This window comes from Clostridium sp. CTA-5 (assembly GCF_054768135.1).
The window spans coordinates 231,720-251,869 of the sequence record NZ_BAAAAT010000001.1; the positions used below are offsets into that span (position 1 = coordinate 231,720).

At 28.2% G+C, this 20,150-nt stretch carries 16 protein-coding genes; 14 read left to right on the forward strand and 2 right to left on the reverse strand.

From position 1 onward, the window contains the following. Nucleotides 1-88 precede the first annotated feature (88 nt). The 7 genes from ACYUET_RS00975 to ACYUET_RS01005 all read left to right on the forward strand — a co-directional run bounded on the left by ACYUET_RS00975 (nt 89) and on the right by ACYUET_RS01005 (nt 10,358). Nucleotides 89-586, forward strand: coding sequence for a kinase (locus ACYUET_RS00975; RefSeq protein ID WP_460277211.1), 498 nt, complete (start codon nt 89-91; stop codon nt 584-586). 52 nt (nt 587-638) lie between these two features. After that, a complete protein-coding gene (locus ACYUET_RS00980; protein ID WP_460277213.1) occupies nt 639-1,052 on the forward strand; it encodes a GNAT family N-acetyltransferase in 414 nt (137 codons plus the stop codon). Nucleotides 1,053-1,089: 37 nt separating this feature from the next. Continuing rightward, nucleotides 1,090-1,911 carry a MerR family transcriptional regulator gene (locus ACYUET_RS00985; RefSeq protein ID WP_460277215.1) on the forward strand — a complete coding sequence of 274 codons (822 nt, stop codon included), beginning with the start codon at nt 1,090-1,092 and terminating at the stop codon, nt 1,909-1,911. Between the two features lie 127 nt (nt 1,912-2,038). Further along, nucleotides 2,039-5,650: an excinuclease ABC subunit UvrA gene (gene uvrA, locus ACYUET_RS00990; protein WP_460277217.1), complete on the forward strand. Its 3,612-nt coding sequence runs from the start codon at nt 2,039-2,041 to the stop codon at nt 5,648-5,650. A gap of 608 nt (nt 5,651-6,258) precedes the next feature. After that, nucleotides 6,259-7,737 carry an Lsa family ABC-F type ribosomal protection protein gene (locus ACYUET_RS00995; RefSeq protein WP_460277219.1) on the forward strand — a complete coding sequence of 493 codons (1,479 nt, stop codon included), beginning with the start codon at nt 6,259-6,261 and terminating at the stop codon, nt 7,735-7,737. A 91-nt stretch (nt 7,738-7,828) separates the two neighbouring features. Then, a complete protein-coding gene (hflX, locus tag ACYUET_RS01000; protein ID WP_460277220.1) occupies nt 7,829-9,097 on the forward strand; it encodes a GTPase HflX in 1,269 nt (422 codons plus the stop codon). Between the two features lie 283 nt (nt 9,098-9,380). Further along, complete coding sequence (locus tag ACYUET_RS01005; protein ID WP_460277221.1) at nt 9,381-10,358, forward strand: polysaccharide deacetylase family protein; 978 nt, start codon at nt 9,381-9,383, stop codon at nt 10,356-10,358. Between the two features lie 502 nt (nt 10,359-10,860). Here ACYUET_RS01005 and ACYUET_RS01010 read toward each other — a convergent pair. Beyond that, on the reverse strand, nt 10,861-11,709 hold the full coding sequence (locus ACYUET_RS01010) for a LysR family transcriptional regulator (RefSeq protein WP_460277222.1): 849 nt from the start codon (nt 11,707-11,709) through the stop codon (nt 10,861-10,863). A 168-nt stretch (nt 11,710-11,877) separates the two neighbouring features. On the opposite strand from ACYUET_RS01010, the gene ACYUET_RS01015 reads away from it, so the two are divergent. The 3 genes from ACYUET_RS01015 (at nt 11,878) to ACYUET_RS01025 (ending at nt 14,639) form a co-directional block, all read left to right on the forward strand. Beyond that, nucleotides 11,878-12,453, forward strand: a complete 576-nt coding sequence (locus ACYUET_RS01015; protein ID WP_460277224.1) for a flavodoxin family protein — start codon at nt 11,878-11,880, stop codon at nt 12,451-12,453. Between the two features lie 356 nt (nt 12,454-12,809). Beyond that, nucleotides 12,810-13,277: a DUF6323 family protein gene (locus ACYUET_RS01020; protein ID WP_460277226.1), complete on the forward strand. Its 468-nt coding sequence runs from the start codon at nt 12,810-12,812 to the stop codon at nt 13,275-13,277. Between the two features lie 6 nt (nt 13,278-13,283). Further along, entirely contained in the window at nt 13,284-14,639 is a 1,356-nt protein-coding gene (locus ACYUET_RS01025) for a DUF6179 domain-containing protein (protein WP_460277227.1), read from the forward strand. A gap of 246 nt (nt 14,640-14,885) precedes the next feature. On the opposite strand, the gene ACYUET_RS01030 is transcribed toward ACYUET_RS01025, so the two are convergent. Continuing rightward, nucleotides 14,886-15,710: a DMT family transporter gene (locus tag ACYUET_RS01030; protein ID WP_460277228.1), complete on the reverse strand. Its 825-nt coding sequence runs from the start codon at nt 15,708-15,710 to the stop codon at nt 14,886-14,888. Between the two features lie 217 nt (nt 15,711-15,927). Between ACYUET_RS01030 and ACYUET_RS01035 the strand changes: the two genes are divergently transcribed. The 4 genes from ACYUET_RS01035 to ACYUET_RS01050 all read left to right on the forward strand — a co-directional run bounded on the left by ACYUET_RS01035 (nt 15,928) and on the right by ACYUET_RS01050 (nt 20,141). Beyond that, the gene (locus ACYUET_RS01035; RefSeq protein ID WP_460277229.1) at nt 15,928-17,262 is read left to right on the forward strand and encodes an aminotransferase-like domain-containing protein; all 1,335 of its coding nucleotides are present in this window, start codon (nt 15,928-15,930) and stop codon (nt 17,260-17,262) included. 225 nt (nt 17,263-17,487) lie between these two features. Next, nucleotides 17,488-18,447, forward strand: coding sequence for a helix-turn-helix transcriptional regulator (locus tag ACYUET_RS01040; RefSeq protein WP_460277231.1), 960 nt, complete (start codon nt 17,488-17,490; stop codon nt 18,445-18,447). A gap of 75 nt (nt 18,448-18,522) precedes the next feature. Further along, nucleotides 18,523-19,173: a type 1 glutamine amidotransferase family protein gene (locus ACYUET_RS01045; protein WP_460277232.1), complete on the forward strand. Its 651-nt coding sequence runs from the start codon at nt 18,523-18,525 to the stop codon at nt 19,171-19,173. A 287-nt stretch (nt 19,174-19,460) separates the two neighbouring features. Further along, nucleotides 19,461-20,141: a DUF5680 domain-containing protein gene (locus ACYUET_RS01050; protein ID WP_460277234.1), complete on the forward strand. Its 681-nt coding sequence runs from the start codon at nt 19,461-19,463 to the stop codon at nt 20,139-20,141. The last annotated feature ends 9 nt before the right edge of the window (nt 20,142-20,150 follow it).

The window sequence follows — 20,150 nt, forward strand, 5'->3', positions numbered from 1 at the left end:
AAGTAATAATATATTTACAAAATATGTTACAATAAAAATAGAAACAACTTTGAGTATTAGACAAATAGTAATTTGTGGAGGGGTTGTTATGTCTAAATTAATTATTATTAGAGGAAATTCAGGTAGTGGTAAAACTACGGTGGCAAAAGCGTTACAACAAAAATTAGGACATAATATTATGCTTATTTCACAGGATGTTATTAGACGAGATATCCTACGTGTAGATGATGGACTTGATACAAAAGCGTTACCTCTTATTAAAGAGCTTATTTTATATGGAAAAAATAAGTGTGATATTGTTATATTGGAAGGAATTTTAAGTTCTAATTGGTATCAAACATTATTTGAACTTGTAAAGTTTGAATTTAAAGATAAAATATTTGCTTATTATTATGATATTCCTTTTGAAGAAACCATAGTACGTCATCAAACAAAGCCAAATTGTAATGAATTTGGAGAAAATGATATGAAACTATGGTGGAATGAGACGGATTTTATTAAAATTATTAAAGAAAAGGTTTTAACTAAAGATTTAAGTGTAGATGAAACAGTAGATATAATTATAAAAGATATATCAGAGAGATAAATTCTAATATTTATGTATGTTTAAATATTAACAAAGGAGGTATAGAATTAAAATGAAAATTGAGATTACTGATGAAATTAAAGCACAAGATGAAGATATTATTTTTCAAGGTTTATTAGAATATAATTTAGCGAGAATTGAAGATAAAAACCCAAAGGATTTAGGCGTTTATTTACAAGATGAAACAGGCAAAAAAATTGCTGGTCTAATTGGAAATACACATGGTAATTGGTTGTTTATAAAATTTCTATGGGTAGGTGAAGAATTAAGAAGACATAATATTGGAAGTAATATTTTAGATCAGGCAGAAAAAACAGCGAAAGAACGTGGTTGCAAGTATTCATTTTTAGATACTTTTAGTTTTCAAGCACCTGAATTTTATAAAAAGCATGGATACAAGGAAGTGTTTGCATTAGAAAACTATCCTGTGACAGGAAAACGCTATTATTTTACTAAAACTCTTTAAACATAAAGATAAATTCCAATTTGAAAGGAAGAGACAAGTGTTTAGGATTGGAGAATTTTCAAAATTAACTCAAGTTTCTATTAGAATGTTAAGATATTATGATGACATTGGTATTTTAAAACCAGCTAAAATTAATAATAAAAATGGATATAGAATGTATTCAGTAGAGCAAACAAAAGTTTTAAGTAAGATAATCTTTTTAAGAGATATAGGATTTAGTACTGAAGAAATTTCTCATGCATTAAAGCATTGGGATAGTGAATCATTAAAGAAAGAATTTAAACGAAAAGAAGAAGTTATTAAAGAAGCAATAAGTGTTGAAGAGCAAAAGTTAAAGAAATTAAGAGAAGCAATGTTGGAAATAGATGATAGTAAGAATTTTAACTATAATGTTGTAATAAAATCTATTCCTTTTTATAATGTCATTTCCCTTAGAAAGATTGTACCAAACTATTTTTCAGAAGGTGAACTTTGGCATTTATTATGTGAACATATTGAAAAAGAAAATTTAAATATAAAAGATAGTAACCATAGTTTTGCAATATATCACGATAATGAATATAAAGAAAATGATGTAGATATTGAGGTATGCATAGTAACAGAGGAAAAGGGAATAGAAAAAGATGGAGTTACTTTCCGAAAAACAGATGCTTTTGATTTGGTTGGATCTACAATGGTTTATGGACCCTTTGAGAATATTTCGGGTGCTTATAAGTCATTTGTAAATTGGTTAGATGAAAATAATCAATATGAAATAAGCGGAATGAGTATGCAGGTATGCCATAAAGGGCCTTGGAATGAAGAAGATCCAAAGAATTATTTAACAGAAATACAGATACCCATTAAAATTAAATCATAACCCAAAAATAATGGATTAGTTTATGCTTGTTCATTATTTTTTTATTATTACTAAATAAAAGATATTGACTCTCACATCGTGGTATGGATTATTATCAGTAATATACCAATGGCAAAGGAGTGTTTTTATGAATAGGAATGAGCATTTTAATGTTTATGAAATAGGGAGAGTAAAGGGTAAAAATAAAATAGTAATAAATAAAAGTTTTGTTAAGGGATTAAAACACTTATCATTATTTAGTCATATCATTGTTATTTTTTCTAAGGAGCTTATGCAAAAAACTATTGAAATAAATAATGTAGATGAAAAAACAGGAGTAATTACTTTTAATGAGGACAATGATTTAAAAGATAATGTTCTTGTTTATGATATAAAACCATATTTTCCTTGTGAAGATAGGATTAAGGAAAGCTTTAGTCCTAAGGTAAAGAATACAGATAATAAAAAAGTTTTTGTGAATTCCAAGAATGAGATTGTATCAATTGGAAACCTTAAAAAAATAAATGGAGAAGATTTTATTTATATAGGGAATGGTTTTGAAAATATCTATGAAGAATTAGATGGATATTCTCATATAAAGATAATGTGGTGGTTTAGTAGATTTGATGAAGCAAAGTATAGAAGGGTAACTGAATGTAATCCACCTTATGAAAATGCACCCAGAACAGGAATTTTTGCATCAAGATCACCAGTAAGACCAAATCCTATAGCACTTACAACAGCCAAAATATTAGAGTTTGATAAAAATCTAAAAAGAATCAAAGTAAACAAGTTAGATTCTTTTAATAATAGTCCACTAATCAAGATATTTCCATATATATCTGTTAATGATAAAGTTGAAGTTTGTAGTGTTCCTAATTGGCTTAAACATTGGCCAGAATGGGTTGAGGAGTTTGAAGAAGAGCATACTTCACAGCTTTATATAAAAGAGTCAAGTCTTGATATCATCAAAAAGTATTCTCATAATAATATAAATAAAGATAAAAAAGATTTTTATAAAAATCAGTATATAGATAACAAAAAAACTGAAGGTATTGTAATAAAAGGTGCAAGACAGAATAATCTTAAAAATATTGATGTTACAATTCCATATAATAAAATAACAGCAGTAACAGGAGTTAGTGGAAGTGGAAAATCAAGTTTGATATTTGATACATTGTATTCAGAAAGTAAAAGAAGATTTATGGAAAGTATCGGAAGTCCAGCTAATAATACATGCAGAGAAAAACCAGATTTTGATATGATAAATGGCCTGCCACCAGCAATATCAATTTCTCAGAAAAGTATTTCTAGAAATCCACGTTCTACAGTAGGGACTATAACAGAGATTTATGATTATTTAAGAAATATATTTTCAACTATTGGTATAAGACATTGTCCAAACTGTGGTAGTGCTATCATTCCTCTTTCTAGCCATGAAATTTATGAAAAATTAATGGAATTACCAAATAATACAAGGATTTTAATAAAACCATATAATAATGAAGATTTATCTTATAAACCTGTAATTAATGAAAACTTGGTTTATGAACATGTAATTGGTGGAGAAAAAAACAATGAAAAAAACATACTTAAAAATATAGAAGAAGCATTGAATATAGGAAATGGGGCAATTTATGTATTAATTAATGATTGTGAAAAGATATTATTTCAAGAAAAGCAAATGTGTTATGAATGTAATCATCTTATGTTTGAATTAACCCCATCTACTTTTAGTTATAATAATCCAGATTGTATGTGTCAAGTATGTAATGGTTTAGGTATTCATAGAGAAATAGATTGTAGTTTAATTGTTTCTAAGCCAGATAAATCAATTCTTGATGGAGCATCAAGTTTATGGAAAGATTTAAGAAAATTTAAAGAAAATCCTAATGCTAACTGGTCAAAAGGTGAAGTATTAGCATTAGCAGAAGATATGAAGGTTGATTTAGAACTGCCATGGTGTGAGTTGCCACAAGAATTTAGAGAAAAAATAATATGGGGCACTGAATATGAAATCACATATGTATATAAAAATAAGAATGGTAGAAGTGGTGAAATCACAAGGAAAGTTGAAGGTGCTTATAATTATATAAAGCGCTTATATGATAATGGCAGTAATGAGTCTATAAAAAGAATTGCTGATGAATTTATGAAAGAAGGTATATGTAATAGCTGTAATGGTGAAAGGCTTAACAGAGAAGGAAGAAGCGTTGAAATATTAGGGGTAAGATATCCAGTTGTAGCAGCAATGACAATTGATGAGCTAAAGAAATGGATTGAAAAGTTGCCAGATTCATTGCAGGAAGGTGAATTAAATAAGGTTGAGCCATTATTAAAAAAGCTTTATAGAAAGATTGATTTATATATAAAAATGGGGCTTAATTATTTAGCTTTAAATCGTTCAGTAGCAACATTATCAGGTGGTGAACTTCAAAGATTAAAAATAGTTAAGCACTTAAATGGTGAAATTAGTAATATGCTTTATGTTTTAGATGAACCATCAACAGGACTTCATCCTAAGGATTATGATAAGTTTATTATGATTATAAAAGAACTTAAAGACTATGGAAATACTGTTGTTATCGTAGATCATAATAAGGAAATTATAAAGTGTGCTGATTATATTATAGACATAGGTAAAGGTGCAGGAATAAATGGTGGCAATATAGTTGCGCAAGGGACAGTCATTGAAGTTATGGATAATGAAAATTCAGAAACAGGAAAATATTTATCCAATGAAAAGACAATAGAAATTGAAAAATCATATCTAACAGATAAGTGGATTAAAATATATGGAGCTAGAGGTAATAATTTAAAAAATATAGATATTAAATTCCCAATTGGAGCTATTACATGTATAACAGGGGTTAGTGGATCTGGGAAAAGTACGTTAGTTTCTAAGGTTATTTATCCAGTTTTAATAAATAAATTAGAAGGAAAAGATGATATAAGCAGATTTTGTGATTATATTTCAGGAGAAAACCATGTAAAGCAAATTATTTATGTTGACCAAAGGCCAATAGGACGTACTTCTAGATCAAATATAGCAACATATGTTGGACTTATGGATGAAATAAAAAAGCTTTTTGCTTCCACAAATGCTGCAAAAACTCGAGGATATAAAGATAGCAAGTTTAGTTTTAATAGCAAAGATGGTGGATGTGAAAAATGCAATGGTGATGGAAGTATTTGCAGTCATATTTCTTTTATGGAAAACATTTGGACCACCTGTCCAGTTTGTAAAGGAAAGAAATATAAAAATGAAGTTTTAGAGATAAAATATAATGGAAAAAATATATATGAAGTTTTAGAAATGACCGTAGAAGAAGCCTTAAATTTCTTTATAGAACAAAGCAAGGTATATAAAATTTTAGAAACATTATTTGAAGTTGGATTAGGATATATAAAATTAGGACAAAGTGCAACAACGCTATCTGGAGGAGAAGCACAAAGAATAAAATTATCAAAAGAATTATGTTTAAATCAATTAAGTGATTGTATATATATTTTTGATGAACCAACTTCAGGATTACATTTTTCAGATATTCAAAACTTATTAGTTCTTTTTAACAAGATAAGAAATAAGGGTAATACTATTTTAATTATAGAGCATAATTTAGACGTTATTAAAAATGCAAATTGGATAATTGATTTAGGTCCTGAAGGTGGAGTTTTAGGAGGAAATGTTATAATGCAAGGTACAGTGGCAGATTTACTTGGTGTAGATTACAGTTATACAGCTAGAGCTTTAAAATAGTTGAAAGAAGAAAGATCATGTTGAACTTAGTTTTGCAAACAAAATTCAAGATTCTAAAAAAATAAATGTAAATTTATTATTTGAAAAGTTTTATACAGCTGATAGATCAAGAACTTCAGGTAGTACAGGTTTAGGCCTTTCTATTGTGAAATTATTAGACTGTTTATTGCGTTTTGAAAGTAAGTGTGATACAATATGCACAAATATGATGATTGGAGTTGAAAAGATGATTAAATTTTCTTGCTAGTTTTACCGAGCATAATAAAATTGTGGATTCGTATAATGCCACTTTTTTTTGTTGTGCCTATGCAAGAAATTAATTGTTTTTTCGCTCAGAAAATATATACTCGTCGAATCCATATTAGGTGTTTGACTTAGCTGTATTTAAGAGCTGCAAGAATAATAATTTCTTGCAGCTCTTATTTTTTTATAAATCGTAAGAATAATTAGGAGGGATTATACAATGGATAATAAAGATACGTCGCTAACGCATGATAATCTTCATATAGAGCCGGATACTTTGGGCGACATTTATATGGAGTAATAATTAAGTCGCCTATGTTCCGACTTTGTTATTTGTACTTTTAATTACAAAGGAGGATAAAAATATGTCTTTAATAAATGTAACAAACCTGACCTTCGCTTATGAAGGCAGTTATGATAATATTTTTGAAAATGTAAGCTTTCAAATTGATACAAATTGGAAATTGGGCTTTACCGGAAGAAATGGACGAGGAAAAACTACCTTTCTGAATCTTTTACTTGGTAAATATGAGTATAGTGGAAATATTTCAGCAAATGTAACATTTGAATATTTTCCTTATGATGTGCAGGAACAAGAAAATTTCACTATAGATATCATAAGAGAAATCAGTCCAAATTCAATGGATTGGGAAATAATGAAAGAATTATCGCTTTTAGATATAGACGATGACGTTTTATACAGACAGTTTTATACGCTATCAAAGGGAGAACAGACCAAAGCATTGCTTGCTGCTATGTTTTTAAAGGATAATTCCTTCTTGCTTATTGATGAACCTACAAATCATTTGGATGCTGAAGCTAGAAAAAAACTAAGTAATTACCTTAGAAAAAAGAAAGGATTTATTCTAATTTCACATGATAGGTATTTTTTGGATAACTGTATTGACCATGTTCTTTCAATAAATAAAACAAATATAGAAATACAAAAAGGTGATTTTTCCAGCTGGTGGGGAAATAAAAAAAGACAGGATAACTTTGAGCTTGCAGAAAATGAGAAGCTTAGAAAGGATATCAATCGCTTATCGGAGGCCACTAAACGAACAAGTAATTGGTCTCATGAAGTAGAAAAATCCAAGAAAGGAACAACAAACTCTGGCTCTAAGCTAGATAAAGGTTATGTTGGACATAAAGCTGCTAAAATGATGAAGCGTTCTAAGTCAATTGAAAGCAGACAGCAATCTGCTATTGAAGAAAAGTCTAAGCTTCTCAAAAACATTGAAAGCTCCGATAGTTTGAAGATTTCTCAACTTGTTTATCATAAAAATAGACTTGTGGAACTTGAGAATGTTTCAATTTTTTATGACGACACCATGATTTGTAAAGATGTTAGCTTTAGTATTGAAAAAGGTGACCGAATTTCACTTAAAGGTAAAAATGGTTCAGGAAAATCAAGCCTTATCAAGCTTATTTGTGGTGAGGATATAAACTATACAGGTAATTTCAATAAAGGAAGTCAGCTTAAAATATCCTATGTGTCCCAGGATACATCTCATCTTCAGGGCAATCTGACTAACTATGCTTCAAATAACAATATTGATGAAAGTCTTTTTAAAGCTATTTTAAGAAAACTTGATTTTTCCAGAGAGCAATTTGAAAAAGATATGTCATCTTTCAGTGGAGGACAAAAGAAAAAAGTGCTCATTGCAAAAAGTCTTTCTGAGAAAGCTCATTTGCATATCTGGGATGAACCTCTTAATTTTATTGATATTGTCTCACGTATGCAAATTGAGGAGTTACTACTTGAATACTCACCAACTTTACTGTTTGTGGAACATGACAGTGAATTTTGCAAAAATATTGCAACAAAGGTTTTTGAGCTTTAGCTTTATGAATTAGATTATGTTAGAAGGGGTAGTGACAAGACTACCCTTTTTATTTGTATAAAGTGGAAGATCAATGAACGGAGGAAGTTGTATGGAAGAAAGACAAAGAGCAATAATTGTAGGCTGTAATCTAAAGAATGATAAAGAATTTTTAAATATGATGAAGGAGCTGTATAGTCTAGCTGATGCATGTGATATTGAGGTAGTTGGTGAAATTACTCAAAAATTAGAGCGAGTGTATTCATCTCATTATCTAGGTAAGGGAAAAATCCAGGAATTGTTTGCATTAATTCATCAGAAAGATGTGAACATGGTTATTTTTAATGATGAGTTGTCTCCTTCACAAATTCGTAATTTGGATACAGCTTTAAAATGCAATGTAATAGATAGAACGGTTCTGATTTTGGACATTTTGGCTAAGAGAGCTAAAAGCAAAGAAGCACAGCTGCAGGTAGAAATAGCAAAATTACAATATATTCTACCTAGAGTAACTGGACTTGGTGGATCATTAGCTCGGCTTGAAGAAAGTGTCAGGTTTATAAGCAGAGTTTCAGAAGAAACAAAACTTGAACTTGATCACAGAAAGATTAAGGATAAAATCAGTGCATTGCAAAGAGAACTGGAAACACTTGTAGTTCAACGTCAGAACCAAAGAAAACAGCGCAAAAAATCAGGAATACCTACAGTTGCTTTAGTAGGATATACAAACGCAGGTAAGTCAAGCATTATGAATTCCATGATTGATTTGTACAGCTCTTCAGTTGATAAGAAGGTATTTGAAAAAGATATGTTATTCGCTACCTTAGAAACTTATGTAAGAAACATTAAACTGCCCAATAATAAATCTTTCCTGTTAAGTGACACAGTAGGGTTTATCAGTAAGCTACCTCACCAGCTTGTAAATGCATTCCGCTCAACTTTAGAGGAAATTACTGAAGCTGATATGTTAGTTCATGTAGTTGACTATTCAACCCCTAATTATAAACAGTATATTGAAGTTATAAAGAACACATTAAAAGAGTTAGGTGCAGATAATATCCCTATCATTTATGCCTATAATAAGACAGACTTAGCAGATGGTGAAGTCACAAAAGATGAGAAAGATTGCATATATATTTCCGCTAAAAACAATGCTGGAATAGATGAGCTAGTAAATGAAATTTGCAAGATGGCTTTCCCACAGTATGTTTGCTGCCAAATGATAATTCCCTATGAAAAAGGAAATATATTGTCATACTTTAAGGACAATGCCAATATCAAATCAACTGAGTATAACAGTGATGGAGTGCTGATATCCCTAGAATGTAAGGAATTAGATTATAAAAGATATAAGCAATTTGAAAGCCAGATTAAAATATAGTTATCTACTTATAGTCACACTAGTATTTATTCGTAGTTCTTATCTACTTTAAAATAAATCCTTATAAAAATTATATTTTGTAAGGAAGTTTAAAATTACTAAAGGTACTATATCATATACCAATGCAATTTTTACTAAAAAGCAGCATTTTCTAGTCAATATAATTTCATTTTAAGTGAAAATTTAGTAATAAAATGTTGTATAATGTAATTGTAACAATAAGTATTACATTATAATACTATAGATAAAACCATGTTAAATTTAAAAATATGGAGGAGAAAACTTGATTAAGAAGAAATTAGCTTTATTTATAGCTCTATCATTGCTTTTATCAGGATGTGGACTAGGAAATAAAAATGAAGATAATAAGAATATAGATATTTCAAATAATGAAAAGATAACAGATGATTCTAATAATGAAAAGTCCATAGAAGATTCAAAATCTTCAAATGGATCAGATTCTACTTCTAAATTAGAATCTACACCTAAACCTGACTCTACCCCTAAAGAAAAATCTAATCCAATCCAAAAGCCTACTACTAAAAAGGCATTATCTGATACTTCATCACTCAGTACTGAACCTATAGAGTGGTCATGGTTATATTCATCAAGAGATAGTGCTGAACTTTTATCAAAATATAAAGCTTATGGTTTTGGAGATACTTCAAAAAAGATTATTTATCTTACTTTTGATGAAGGGTATGAAAATGGCTATACTGATAGTATTCTTAATACTTTAAAGGCAAATAATGTACAAGCCACCTTCTTTGTAACTAAACCTTATGTAACTGGTAGTTTTAATGGTATTTCAAATACTGAATTACTAAAAAGGATGAGCAATGAGGGTCATATAATAGGTAATCATTCTGTACATCATAAATCTATGCCTACATTTAAGGACGAATCTGCTTTTAATGCTGAAATTACTCAGGTAGAAGATGCAGTAAATAGTGTTCCAGGTTGTAAAATGTCAAAATATTTTAGACCACCAGAAGGAACTTTTAGTGAATTGTCACTTTATTATACTCAAAAACTTGGTTATAAATCTGTATTCTTTACCCTTGCTTATAAAGATTATGATGTAGACAGTCAACCTGATCCTGGATCTTCTAAAACACAGCTTTTAAAAAATACTCGTGATGGTATGATTTGCTTACTTCATGCTGTGTCTAAAACTAATGCAAATATCTTAGACAACTTGATTAAGGAGTGGAAGAGTCAAGGATATGAATTTAAAACTTTAGATGAACTTCCGAATTAGATAACTAAATTTACGATTTTACTTATGTAATGAAACTAAATAATATTTAAAACAAAATTAGGCATCCATTTGGGTGCCTTTTATAATATCCTACATATAAATTGAAGCAAAAAATTGTTACTCATTTATAACAAAACTTGTAACCTATATTTGCAATTTACTTAATTAGAAAAAGTAATACATAAATAAATAAATAAAGTTTAGGATAATTAATGGTGAACCGTATCATAAATAAAGGATAGTACCTAAATTGAATTATAATATATCTATCAAGCTACACTCCAAGGGATCAACAAAAGAAACTGTTGCAGAGGTTAATTTCAAAAATTACTATAAATAATAGGAGAGAGATTGAGTCAATAGAACTTAATAAGAATAATAACTTAATAATATATGGGAAGGGAACCCTAAGTCCAGATGGAATAGGTTCTCCTTCTTATTTTTATTTCTAGAAAAAGAGTGATGATAAATCATATTAATATAAAAATATGTATATAGTTTATCACAGAAGCATTGGTAAAAAATACGAACTATCGTCTTTTTTTATTACGGCTGAAATTACCCTATGAATAGGAAATTTTGTGATTTCACGTACCACTATTAATGGATTATTTATATCATTGATGACCATTTTAGGCAGGATTGTAATGCCTAAATTTTGTTCAACATATTTAATAATCGATTCTGTTTCATCCAGTTCTAATGCAATATTAGGTACAAGATTCATAAGATTGCAATGCTCTCTAATTTTTGCTCTTACGGGACATGGACTCTTATACAAAATTAACTTTTCTTTCATTATTGTGAAAAAATCAATTCCATCAAGTTTAGCTAAATGATTTGCACTACTCATAACTATGAAAAATGGCTCAACAGTTAATGGGATAGTAACAAAGCCAGCTTTTTCTAGTGCATCTGATACAAATACTATATTAAACAAATTATTCTCTAAACCAGTGATTAATTCATTATTTGTATTCATAGCATCTATAAATACTTCATGGTTCATACTTTTGAATTTATCAACATATTCAGATAAAAAATATGTTATTAAATTTGGCAGAGCACCAATTCTAATGGTATTTCCACTATTAAATTTCTGGATTTTATTTATCGTTTCGTTAATCATAGAAATAATTATATTTGAACGTTCATAGAAATACCTGCCTGAAGCAGTTAATTTTATGCCATTAGACGTTCTTATTAATAATTTGCATTTCATAGACTTTTCTAAAATTCCTAATTGCTTTGTAAGTGCAGGCTGGGAAATGTATAAATGCTGTGAAGCTTTATTTAGACTGCCATGATCAACTATTTCGATAAAATATTTCATTTGATCTACACTAATCATTCTTACCTCCAGTTATAACTTTAAGTTATATAGATATATAGTATTAATATTATTAAAATTTCTATATATGAAATATAATAAAAGTAGGTTGTACAACAAGTTAAAATGATTTTATCATAAAATTATGATATCTTAAAACAAAAACTATTAAATTGGAGTGATATATAAATGAAAGTTATAGCTATTAATGGAAGTGGAAGAAAAGATGGAAATACATCTATAATTATTAAAGCAATATTTAGTGAATTAAACAAATCTGGTATAGAAACTGAATTGATTGATTTAGCTAATATGAAAATTAGTGGATGTATAGGATGTGGAGGTTGTTCAAAAAACAAAGATAATAAATGTGTTTTTAAAAATGATATTGTAAATGAATGCATAGAAAAGATGATTGAAGCCGATGGTATTATTTTAGGTTCACCAGTATATTTTGCAGATGTTTCAGCAAATATGAAGGCTTTATTAGAAAGGATTGGTATGGTATCTAAAGTTAATGGTAATCTTTTTAAACACAAAATAGGTTCATCTGTAGTGGCTGTTCGTAGAGGCGGTGCAACACGTGCTTTTGATACTATGAATTATTTCCTACATTGTATGGAGATGTACTCAGTAGGTGGAACATATTGGAACATGGTATATGGAAAAGAAGTTGGCGAAGCGCTTAATGATGTTGAAGGTATGAAAAATATGGAGTCCATTGGGAAGAATATGGCGTGGATTTTAAATAAAATTAATAAATAATTGAAATTTTAATAACAGTAAATCATTCATTGATTATAGAGTTAAGACAAGAATTTCTATAAAAAGAAATACACTAATAGATATATCATTTACTTATGATACGGTGAACCATATCATAAGCAAATACTAACTTTCATTCTTAACTATTAACTTATCAGACTTTAAATCTTGAAAAATTTTATACTTTTCTGGCTAGTAAAAAAGAGTATCTTTAAAATTAAAGATACTCTTTTTAAATCAAGATATCATTGACACTAGAAAGAGGCAATGATATAATAAATTATCATAGCTATATATCTTTAGTATAACATATCCAAATTTAAATGTCAATAGTTTTTTGAAAGGAAGTTTTGAAATTGAATAAAATTATTAATTTATTTGAAAGTAACTCACTAGGAAAGCAAGTGTTTAATGATATATTTAAGTGTAATGAGCTTACAAGTGAATATGGATTAACGCTTCATGAGGATGATATAAAAGAAATTATTAAAACAAGAAATGTAGTACTTGAAAAAAGCGGAAGAATAGAATTTAATGGTCAAATTATAAACAAAATTATTGTAAGCTTTTGTGATTCGCCATATATATCACAATATAATTATAGTTATACAATAAACGAACTTGTAGAAATTTTTTATAATTATAAGAATGAAACCTTAGATTATATTAGTGATGATGAATTAATAGAAATTATGAAGAAGTATTTTGATAACTATTGTCAAGGATCTCTAGAACTTTTAGAGGGAAAAGTTTTATATAAAATCGCTGATAATATAAGAAATGGTGTAAAAGATTATACAAATCTTGATAGTGAAAAGGATTGATAAGTTATGGGGAATGGTAAAAGTATTGAAAGATATAGTTATTCTATAGAAAACAACTTCAGTAAGGAATATTTTTTTAAGGACATTTTAGTAACTTGTTATGAAAAAAAGTTTTTAGATAATAAGATTTTAGAAAGAATATATTATGAGAGAATGGAAACTTTACAAGTACAATTGAAATATTATACAAAAGATGAGAGCAGTTCAGTTATGGTAGAGGTAGCGGAAAGTCTTTTACAAGGGATTGATTATACAATAGGAATTTACTTAAAAACTTTCGATAATATAGAGTTAATAATAAAAGAATTAGAGAATACAAGCTTATTTGATATGCTAAAAGTGGGGAATGAATTAATCAAGAAAAATATAAAAAAAAGTAAAAAGCTACTAGATATAATTCAGAAAAATAAACTTAAAGTTGATAATTATTCATATAACGATACAATAGATTATGGAATTCCATTATTTTTTAAAGAATATGATGACTTTTTTATGGCTAATGAAACTCCAGGATCAATAGATTATCAGCTTTACATTGATAATATGAACTATATAGGTATTGAGTATATAGAGAATTATTTAGAAACATTGAATTTAGAAAACGAATTTTGTTATAACTTTGATATTGATGAAATTAATAAATTATTAAAAGGATATGATAAAAAATGTGAATTATTGCTTATAAACATATTTGAGCTAGTATTTATTAATTCATTAGGTTTAATCATTTGTGGTAAGTCTTTAAAGAAACTTGATATTAATAATATAGATAGAGAGCATATAAAAGATAAGTTGGATAAATTATCAGTAGAAAAATTACAAGAAGCATTATTAAAATATGCAAATAAATGTTGCGAAATTTTAGATATTAGAAACAAAGTATTAGTAAATTATATTAGAAAGTCTACATTAAAAATAGTACCATTGATAAATAAAGGCATTCAGCTAAATAAATTAGAAACAGTATTCATATCATTCAATGAGGCTAATAACAGTGGATTTATTGAATATATAGATGGTAAAAAATTAAGTAATTCTGCATTTAGAAAATTAATTGAAAAAATTCAAGAATGTTTTTCAATTAAAGATAAAATTATGTTAATAAAAAATAATATTAAAAGCCTAGAAGATTTAGTAGATATATTAGATTCTGAATGTTTATTTGGAAATGAATTTCTTGTGTATTTTAAAAGCTTATCACAAATGGAAATTATTCTTTTATCAAAATACGTGTCAGATATAAGTTTGACTAATGAATATGAAAAAGAATGGTATTTTAATTTTAATGAGTACATTTCAAATTTAAATAAAGAAGAGCAAGTAAGAATAGAAAAGCTTAAAGAAAAAATACTGCTAATTTAAGTATATAAAATTAAATTTGAAAATATGTTAATTATATTCTATATTGGAAAGTCTAAGATTTTTTACTTACCGTGTGTTGAACAATATCATAAGTGAGTGCTAAATTCACTGAAATTGGATTATAAAATGTTCATAAATTTCTGATATAATTCTATCATAAATCTCACAAAGTCCATAATTTGAACTTTTGTGAGGTATGGTATTAAGGCTTTATTGAAGTAGAATTATGTATAAATAAACAATGTACTATTTTTTTATACATAATTCTCTTACACTTATAGCTGTAAGTACAATTAATCCTCCTATAAAGGCATAAGTTCCAGGGATTTCACCAGTGAATAGAAATACCCAGAATGGATTAAGCAGTGGTTCTAGGACAGGGATTAAAATTGCTTCAATTGGAGAAACGTATTTAATAGCCAGTGTATAAAATATATAAGAAATTCCTAATTGGAATACTCCTAAGATTAATAATCCTAAAATGCTATTTGAGCTTGGAACTGATTGAAAGAAAAAAGGTATAGATATAATAAATGTAATTATATTTCCAAGCAAAGTCATTTCCACAGGAGAACCATCTTTTATAAGCTTTAAGAATATAACCATTCCAGCCATTGAGATACCACTGAGTATAGCAATGAAATTTCCTATAATAGTACCATGTCCTAAATCACCTATAAAGAATAAAATCATTCCCAGCATAACAAAAATAATTACCGCTAAATCAGACTTTTTAATTTTTTCATTTAGGAAAACTTTTGAGAATAATACTACCCATATAGGAGCTGTAAATTGCAAAAGTATAGCATTTGCAGAGGTTGTAAGTTTATTAGCAGTAACAAAAAATATGAGAAGGGATGAATACGTAAATGCACCCAAAAGCATTGTCTTTCCTAAGTGTATTACTATCTTTCTTAAGTACAAAAACATAACTATTGCAGCTATACCGCTACGTGCTCCAGCAATAGCCATAGGATTCCAGTTTACTAATTTGATAAATAAGCCTCCAATACTCCATAAAATTGATGCAATTACAAGATATAATATTGCTTTTTTTTGATGTTTTTCCATACTTAACTCCTTTAATATGTAATATAATTTTATTGAAATAAAGATGAAACATTAGATGTTGAATTTAATTGATTACCTTACAATCTATTATTTATTAGTTGTATAATGAAATTATATAAATTTAAAGTATACAGTACAATCTTTAAAAAAGTGTTTTGTACCGGTATAAAATGATTAATAAAACTTGGAAAATTGAGATAAATTAAAGGATAAGATTATGAAAAGGAAATATGAAATTATCATAGAACATATTGAAAAACTTGTAGAGAAAAATGAATTAAAGCAAGGGCAAAAGTTACCTACAATACGAGATTTAGTTGGTAAGTTTGAATGCAATAAGTCTACAATAATAAGAGCGTATAAAGAACTCGAAATGAATCATAGAATATACTCTATTCCTAAAAGTGGATATTATCTAGTGGAAAAGATTAATGAAGAGAATATTGAAAATGGTATAATTGATTTTTCATTGGTAGTTCCTGATTCGAGATTACTTCCATATAAAGAATTTAATCATTGCATAAATAGAGCAGTAGAATTATATAAAAATGACTTATTTATATATGGGGATACTGAAGGATTTAAATCTTTGAGAATATCACTAGTCAATTTCTTTTCAGAATATCAAATATTCACTTCAATGGAGAAAATATGTATTACTTCTGGTTCACAACAGGCAATTAGCATTCTTTCTAAAATGCCTTTTCCAAATGGAAAAAATAATATTTTAGTTGAGCAGCCGACATATAGTCTTGTACATAAATTAGTAGAAATGAATGGGGACAAGTTAATAGGAATAAATAGAGATTTTAGTGGTATAAATTTACAAGAACTGGAGAATATATTTAAAAATGAAGATATAAAGTTTTTCTATACAATTCCTAGGCTGCATAACCCATTGGGTACAAGCTATTCAGAAAAAGAGAAGAGATGTATTGCAGAATTGGCTGAAAAATATGATGTTTACATTGTTGAAGATGATTATCTAGCTGATTTAGATAAAAATAAAAAATCATTACCAATTTATTATTATGATATATGGGAACGAGTTGTATATTTAAAAAGCTTTTCTAAAACATTTATGCCTGGAATAAGATTAGGAGCAGTTATACTTCAAGAAAAATTAAAAAGTGAATTTTTGAAACATAAGAGATGTTATGATTTAAGTACATCAGCATTAGAGCAAGGGGCTTTAGAAATCTATATTAATAGTGGAATGTATAAAAAGCATATTAAAAAAATCCAATTTGCATATATGAAAAAAATGAATTACTTAAAAGACTGCTTAAAAAGTATAGATATAAAGGGAATGGAACTATTCATTCCAGATACAGGATTTTTTATATGGATACAGTTTACTAATCATATAGATATAAAATCGGTAAATAAAAAATTAAATAAAAAAGGAATCCATATTGCGGAGGGAAAGGAATTTTTTATAGGTAATAATTCAAGAGTAAATGGTTTTAGATTATGTATATCTAAACTTACAAAAGATAAGATAAAGTTAGGTTTACAGATATTATTTGAAGAGATACATAAACTGATTTAGTATATTAATATCGGGTACAGCCGACATACGTGTAAAAATCGGCCACATAATGGATAAGTAATTCCATATGATGTTTTTTAACATGTTTAAAAGGATTAATAAGTATATTTTACTTAACCTTACTCTATTGGTACAATTATAAATATGTCTAGGACTTTATTATATGGAAAGATATTATCGGAATGGAACAAGTAATCATTCCTTACTATATAGAGGTGAATTTATATGCCTAAAATTGACAATATGCTAGCGATTTTATGGATGCTTAGTTCTGGTGAAAAAGTTACTGCAAAACAAATTTCAGAAAAGTTGGAGATGAATATAAGAACTGTGTATCGATATATTGATACACTTTCAACAAGTGGTGTACCCATAATTTCAGACACAGGGCATAACGGTGGATACACTTTATTAAACAATTTCATTGAAGCTCCCCTTTTTTTTGATTCTGAGGAGCAAACCTCACTAGTTCACGCTGCTGTTTTTGCAGAAGAAGCAGGATATTATGGTGGTGAAGCACTAAATAGGGCTATCTCAAAGTTAAGCAACTATTCAAATCAGGTTCAGGAAATAAACATAAACCAACATTTAACCAGTCTTGAAGTAATAAATCGAGTAAGGTTCCAAAGCATGAAACCTTACTTAAAGGATTTGGAACAGGCCATAGCTAACGGATACTCTGTAAAAATTCTATACCATAAAAGTGGTGAAGATCAATCAAAGTATAGATTGCTTGATCCCTACAAAATTATTTATTGGAACAATAAGTGGTATATGATTGGATTTTGTCATCTTAGAAATAACCTCCGTAGCTTTAGAGTAGATCGAATTGAAAGTCTAGTGCTTACCGAAAATAAGTTTAATCATCCAGAAGATTTTTCAGCACGTGACTTTTTTTTGAAAAACCTTATTCCTACAGAATATAATCAAGGTATTATTCCTTTAGTTGTTAATGGAAGTAAAAGTACATTGAATGATGTTTGCCAACATTGGTTTTTGGGAAATTATTTACAAGAACGTACTTCAAATCAAGCAATATTTCTTCTTGAAAAAAGTATACTACATACATATGTACCTTATTTACTTTTACCGTATGGTAAATCTATTCAAGTTATTGAGCCAATAAGTTTTAAGAAAAAACTTATTGAAGTTCTAGAGGAATTAATTCAATTTCATCAAGTATGAAAACTTCCCTGACAGTAGCTGTCAGGGAAGTTTTATTATAATAGGCTATATAAAACATGATTGGAGTGTTATTTTATGCAAGAAAAAAAAGTTTATCTTTATGTATTTAATACAATGTCAGACTGGGAATATGGATATTTAACTGCTGAACTAAATTCGGGAAGATATTTCAAAAAAGATTTAGCACCTTTAAAAGTAGTTACTGTAGGAGCTAATAAAGAAATTATTACTACTATGGGAGGGCTGAGCATTAAACCGGATATTTCCCTTGATGAGTGTACTCTTGAGAGTAAAGATCTTTTAGTTTTGCCAGGAGGAAATACTTGGGAAGAAGATATTCATCAACCCATCTTGAAAAGAGTTGGCGAATCTTTAGAACTAGGCACTATTATTGCAGCAATTTGTGGTGCAATTGAGGCACTAGCAAATGCTGGATATCTAGATTCTAGAAAACATACAAGCAATAGCTTAGAGTATACTAAAATGGTCTGTCCTAATTATAAAGGAGAAAAATTTTATGAGATGGGATCTGTGGTAGCTAGCGAAAATTTGATTACTGCATCAGGAGTAGCACCTCTGGAATTTGCAATGGAAGTACTGAAAAAATTAGATGTATTCGCACAAGAAACATTACATTCATGGTATAATCTAAATAAGACTCATAAACCTGAATACTTCTTCCAGTTAATGAATTCAATAAATAGTGGATCTAAAAAAATCAACTAGGTAGATTATATTAGTTTAAATAAAGACCATGCTTTAAGACTATGTCAGAGCATGGTTTTTATTTATAACTTAAAAAATATTCCTAATTTTATGTTCTTATGGAAAAATAGAAGTTTTCAGGATAATGAAGGGGGAACCATATCATAAGTGAGTGATAAAGTAGAGAATGATTGATATTAAAAATTGCTTTTTTACTGAATGCAACTTTTGGTTGTCAACTTTGTTATATTTAGGTGGTAGAAACATGATAATATTGTCAGTATACTGATATTAGGAGGGATTAAACTATGAGTTTTCAAGAACAATTGCAAACACTTAGAAAGGCCAAAGGTCTATCACAAGAAAAATTAGCTGAATTCTTAGGCATATCAAGACAATCAGTTGCAAAATGGGAAGTAGGACAGTCTTATCCTGATATAGCTAGATTAATTGCATTAAGTGATTTTTTTAAAGTAAGCATTGATAAATTAGTTAATGATTATGAAGAAAATTGTTGCTTGTGTATTGAAGAAAATAAAGTTAACAATATAAATGAAAGTATAATTGATTTTTTATGCAAGGCTAAAAAATCCACATATGCTGGAAATGGAATAGAGTGTAAACCTTCAAGGCCAAAATCCCATGACTTAGAATATGCAGAGGGAAACTTAAAATATATTGATACTTATTTAGGTGGAGAAAGATTTTCAGGAGAAGAAGGTTTATGGCAAGATGATATTCCATTTTGGTCAATGAATTACACTGGAAGAGTTTTGGATGAAAGATTTTCAGGTAGGTTTTTAAAGGAAGCTTTGAGTTTAGTGACTGAGGATAATCCATATAGAGGTCCTATTATTTATCAAAATGGACAGTATAAATATCATTGTATTATAAATGGAGAATTTAAGTGGTTTCAAGGATATGAGGAAATATATTTTGATGATATTAAAGTTTATGAATGTTATTTTCATGGAGGACTAATTAAATAGTTAAAATAG

Bases quoted from the DNA above. Each gene is read 5' to 3' on its own strand.
- ACYUET_RS01010 (WP_460277222.1), bottom strand. From the start codon at position 11,709: ATGATTAGTGTAGATCAAATGAAATATTTTATCGAAATAGTTGATCAT.
- ACYUET_RS01050 (WP_460277234.1), top strand. From the start codon at position 19,461: ATGAGTTTTCAAGAACAATTGCAAACACTTAGAAAGGCCAAAGGTCTA.
- ACYUET_RS00980 (WP_460277213.1), top strand. From the start codon at position 639: ATGAAAATTGAGATTACTGATGAAATTAAAGCACAAGATGAAGATATT.
- ACYUET_RS00975 (WP_460277211.1), top strand. From the start codon at position 89: ATGTCTAAATTAATTATTATTAGAGGAAATTCAGGTAGTGGTAAAACT.
- uvrA (WP_460277217.1), top strand. From the start codon at position 2,039: ATGAATAGGAATGAGCATTTTAATGTTTATGAAATAGGGAGAGTAAAG.
- hflX (WP_460277220.1), top strand. From the start codon at position 7,829: ATGGAAGAAAGACAAAGAGCAATAATTGTAGGCTGTAATCTAAAGAAT.
- ACYUET_RS01015 (WP_460277224.1), top strand. From the start codon at position 11,878: ATGAAAGTTATAGCTATTAATGGAAGTGGAAGAAAAGATGGAAATACA.
- ACYUET_RS01045 (WP_460277232.1), top strand. From the start codon at position 18,523: ATGCAAGAAAAAAAAGTTTATCTTTATGTATTTAATACAATGTCAGAC.
- ACYUET_RS00995 (WP_460277219.1), top strand. From the start codon at position 6,259: ATGTCTTTAATAAATGTAACAAACCTGACCTTCGCTTATGAAGGCAGT.
- ACYUET_RS01025 (WP_460277227.1), top strand. From the start codon at position 13,284: ATGGGGAATGGTAAAAGTATTGAAAGATATAGTTATTCTATAGAAAAC.
- ACYUET_RS01035 (WP_460277229.1), top strand. From the start codon at position 15,928: ATGAAAAGGAAATATGAAATTATCATAGAACATATTGAAAAACTTGTA.
- ACYUET_RS01040 (WP_460277231.1), top strand. From the start codon at position 17,488: ATGCCTAAAATTGACAATATGCTAGCGATTTTATGGATGCTTAGTTCT.
- ACYUET_RS01030 (WP_460277228.1), bottom strand. From the start codon at position 15,710: ATGGAAAAACATCAAAAAAAAGCAATATTATATCTTGTAATTGCATCA.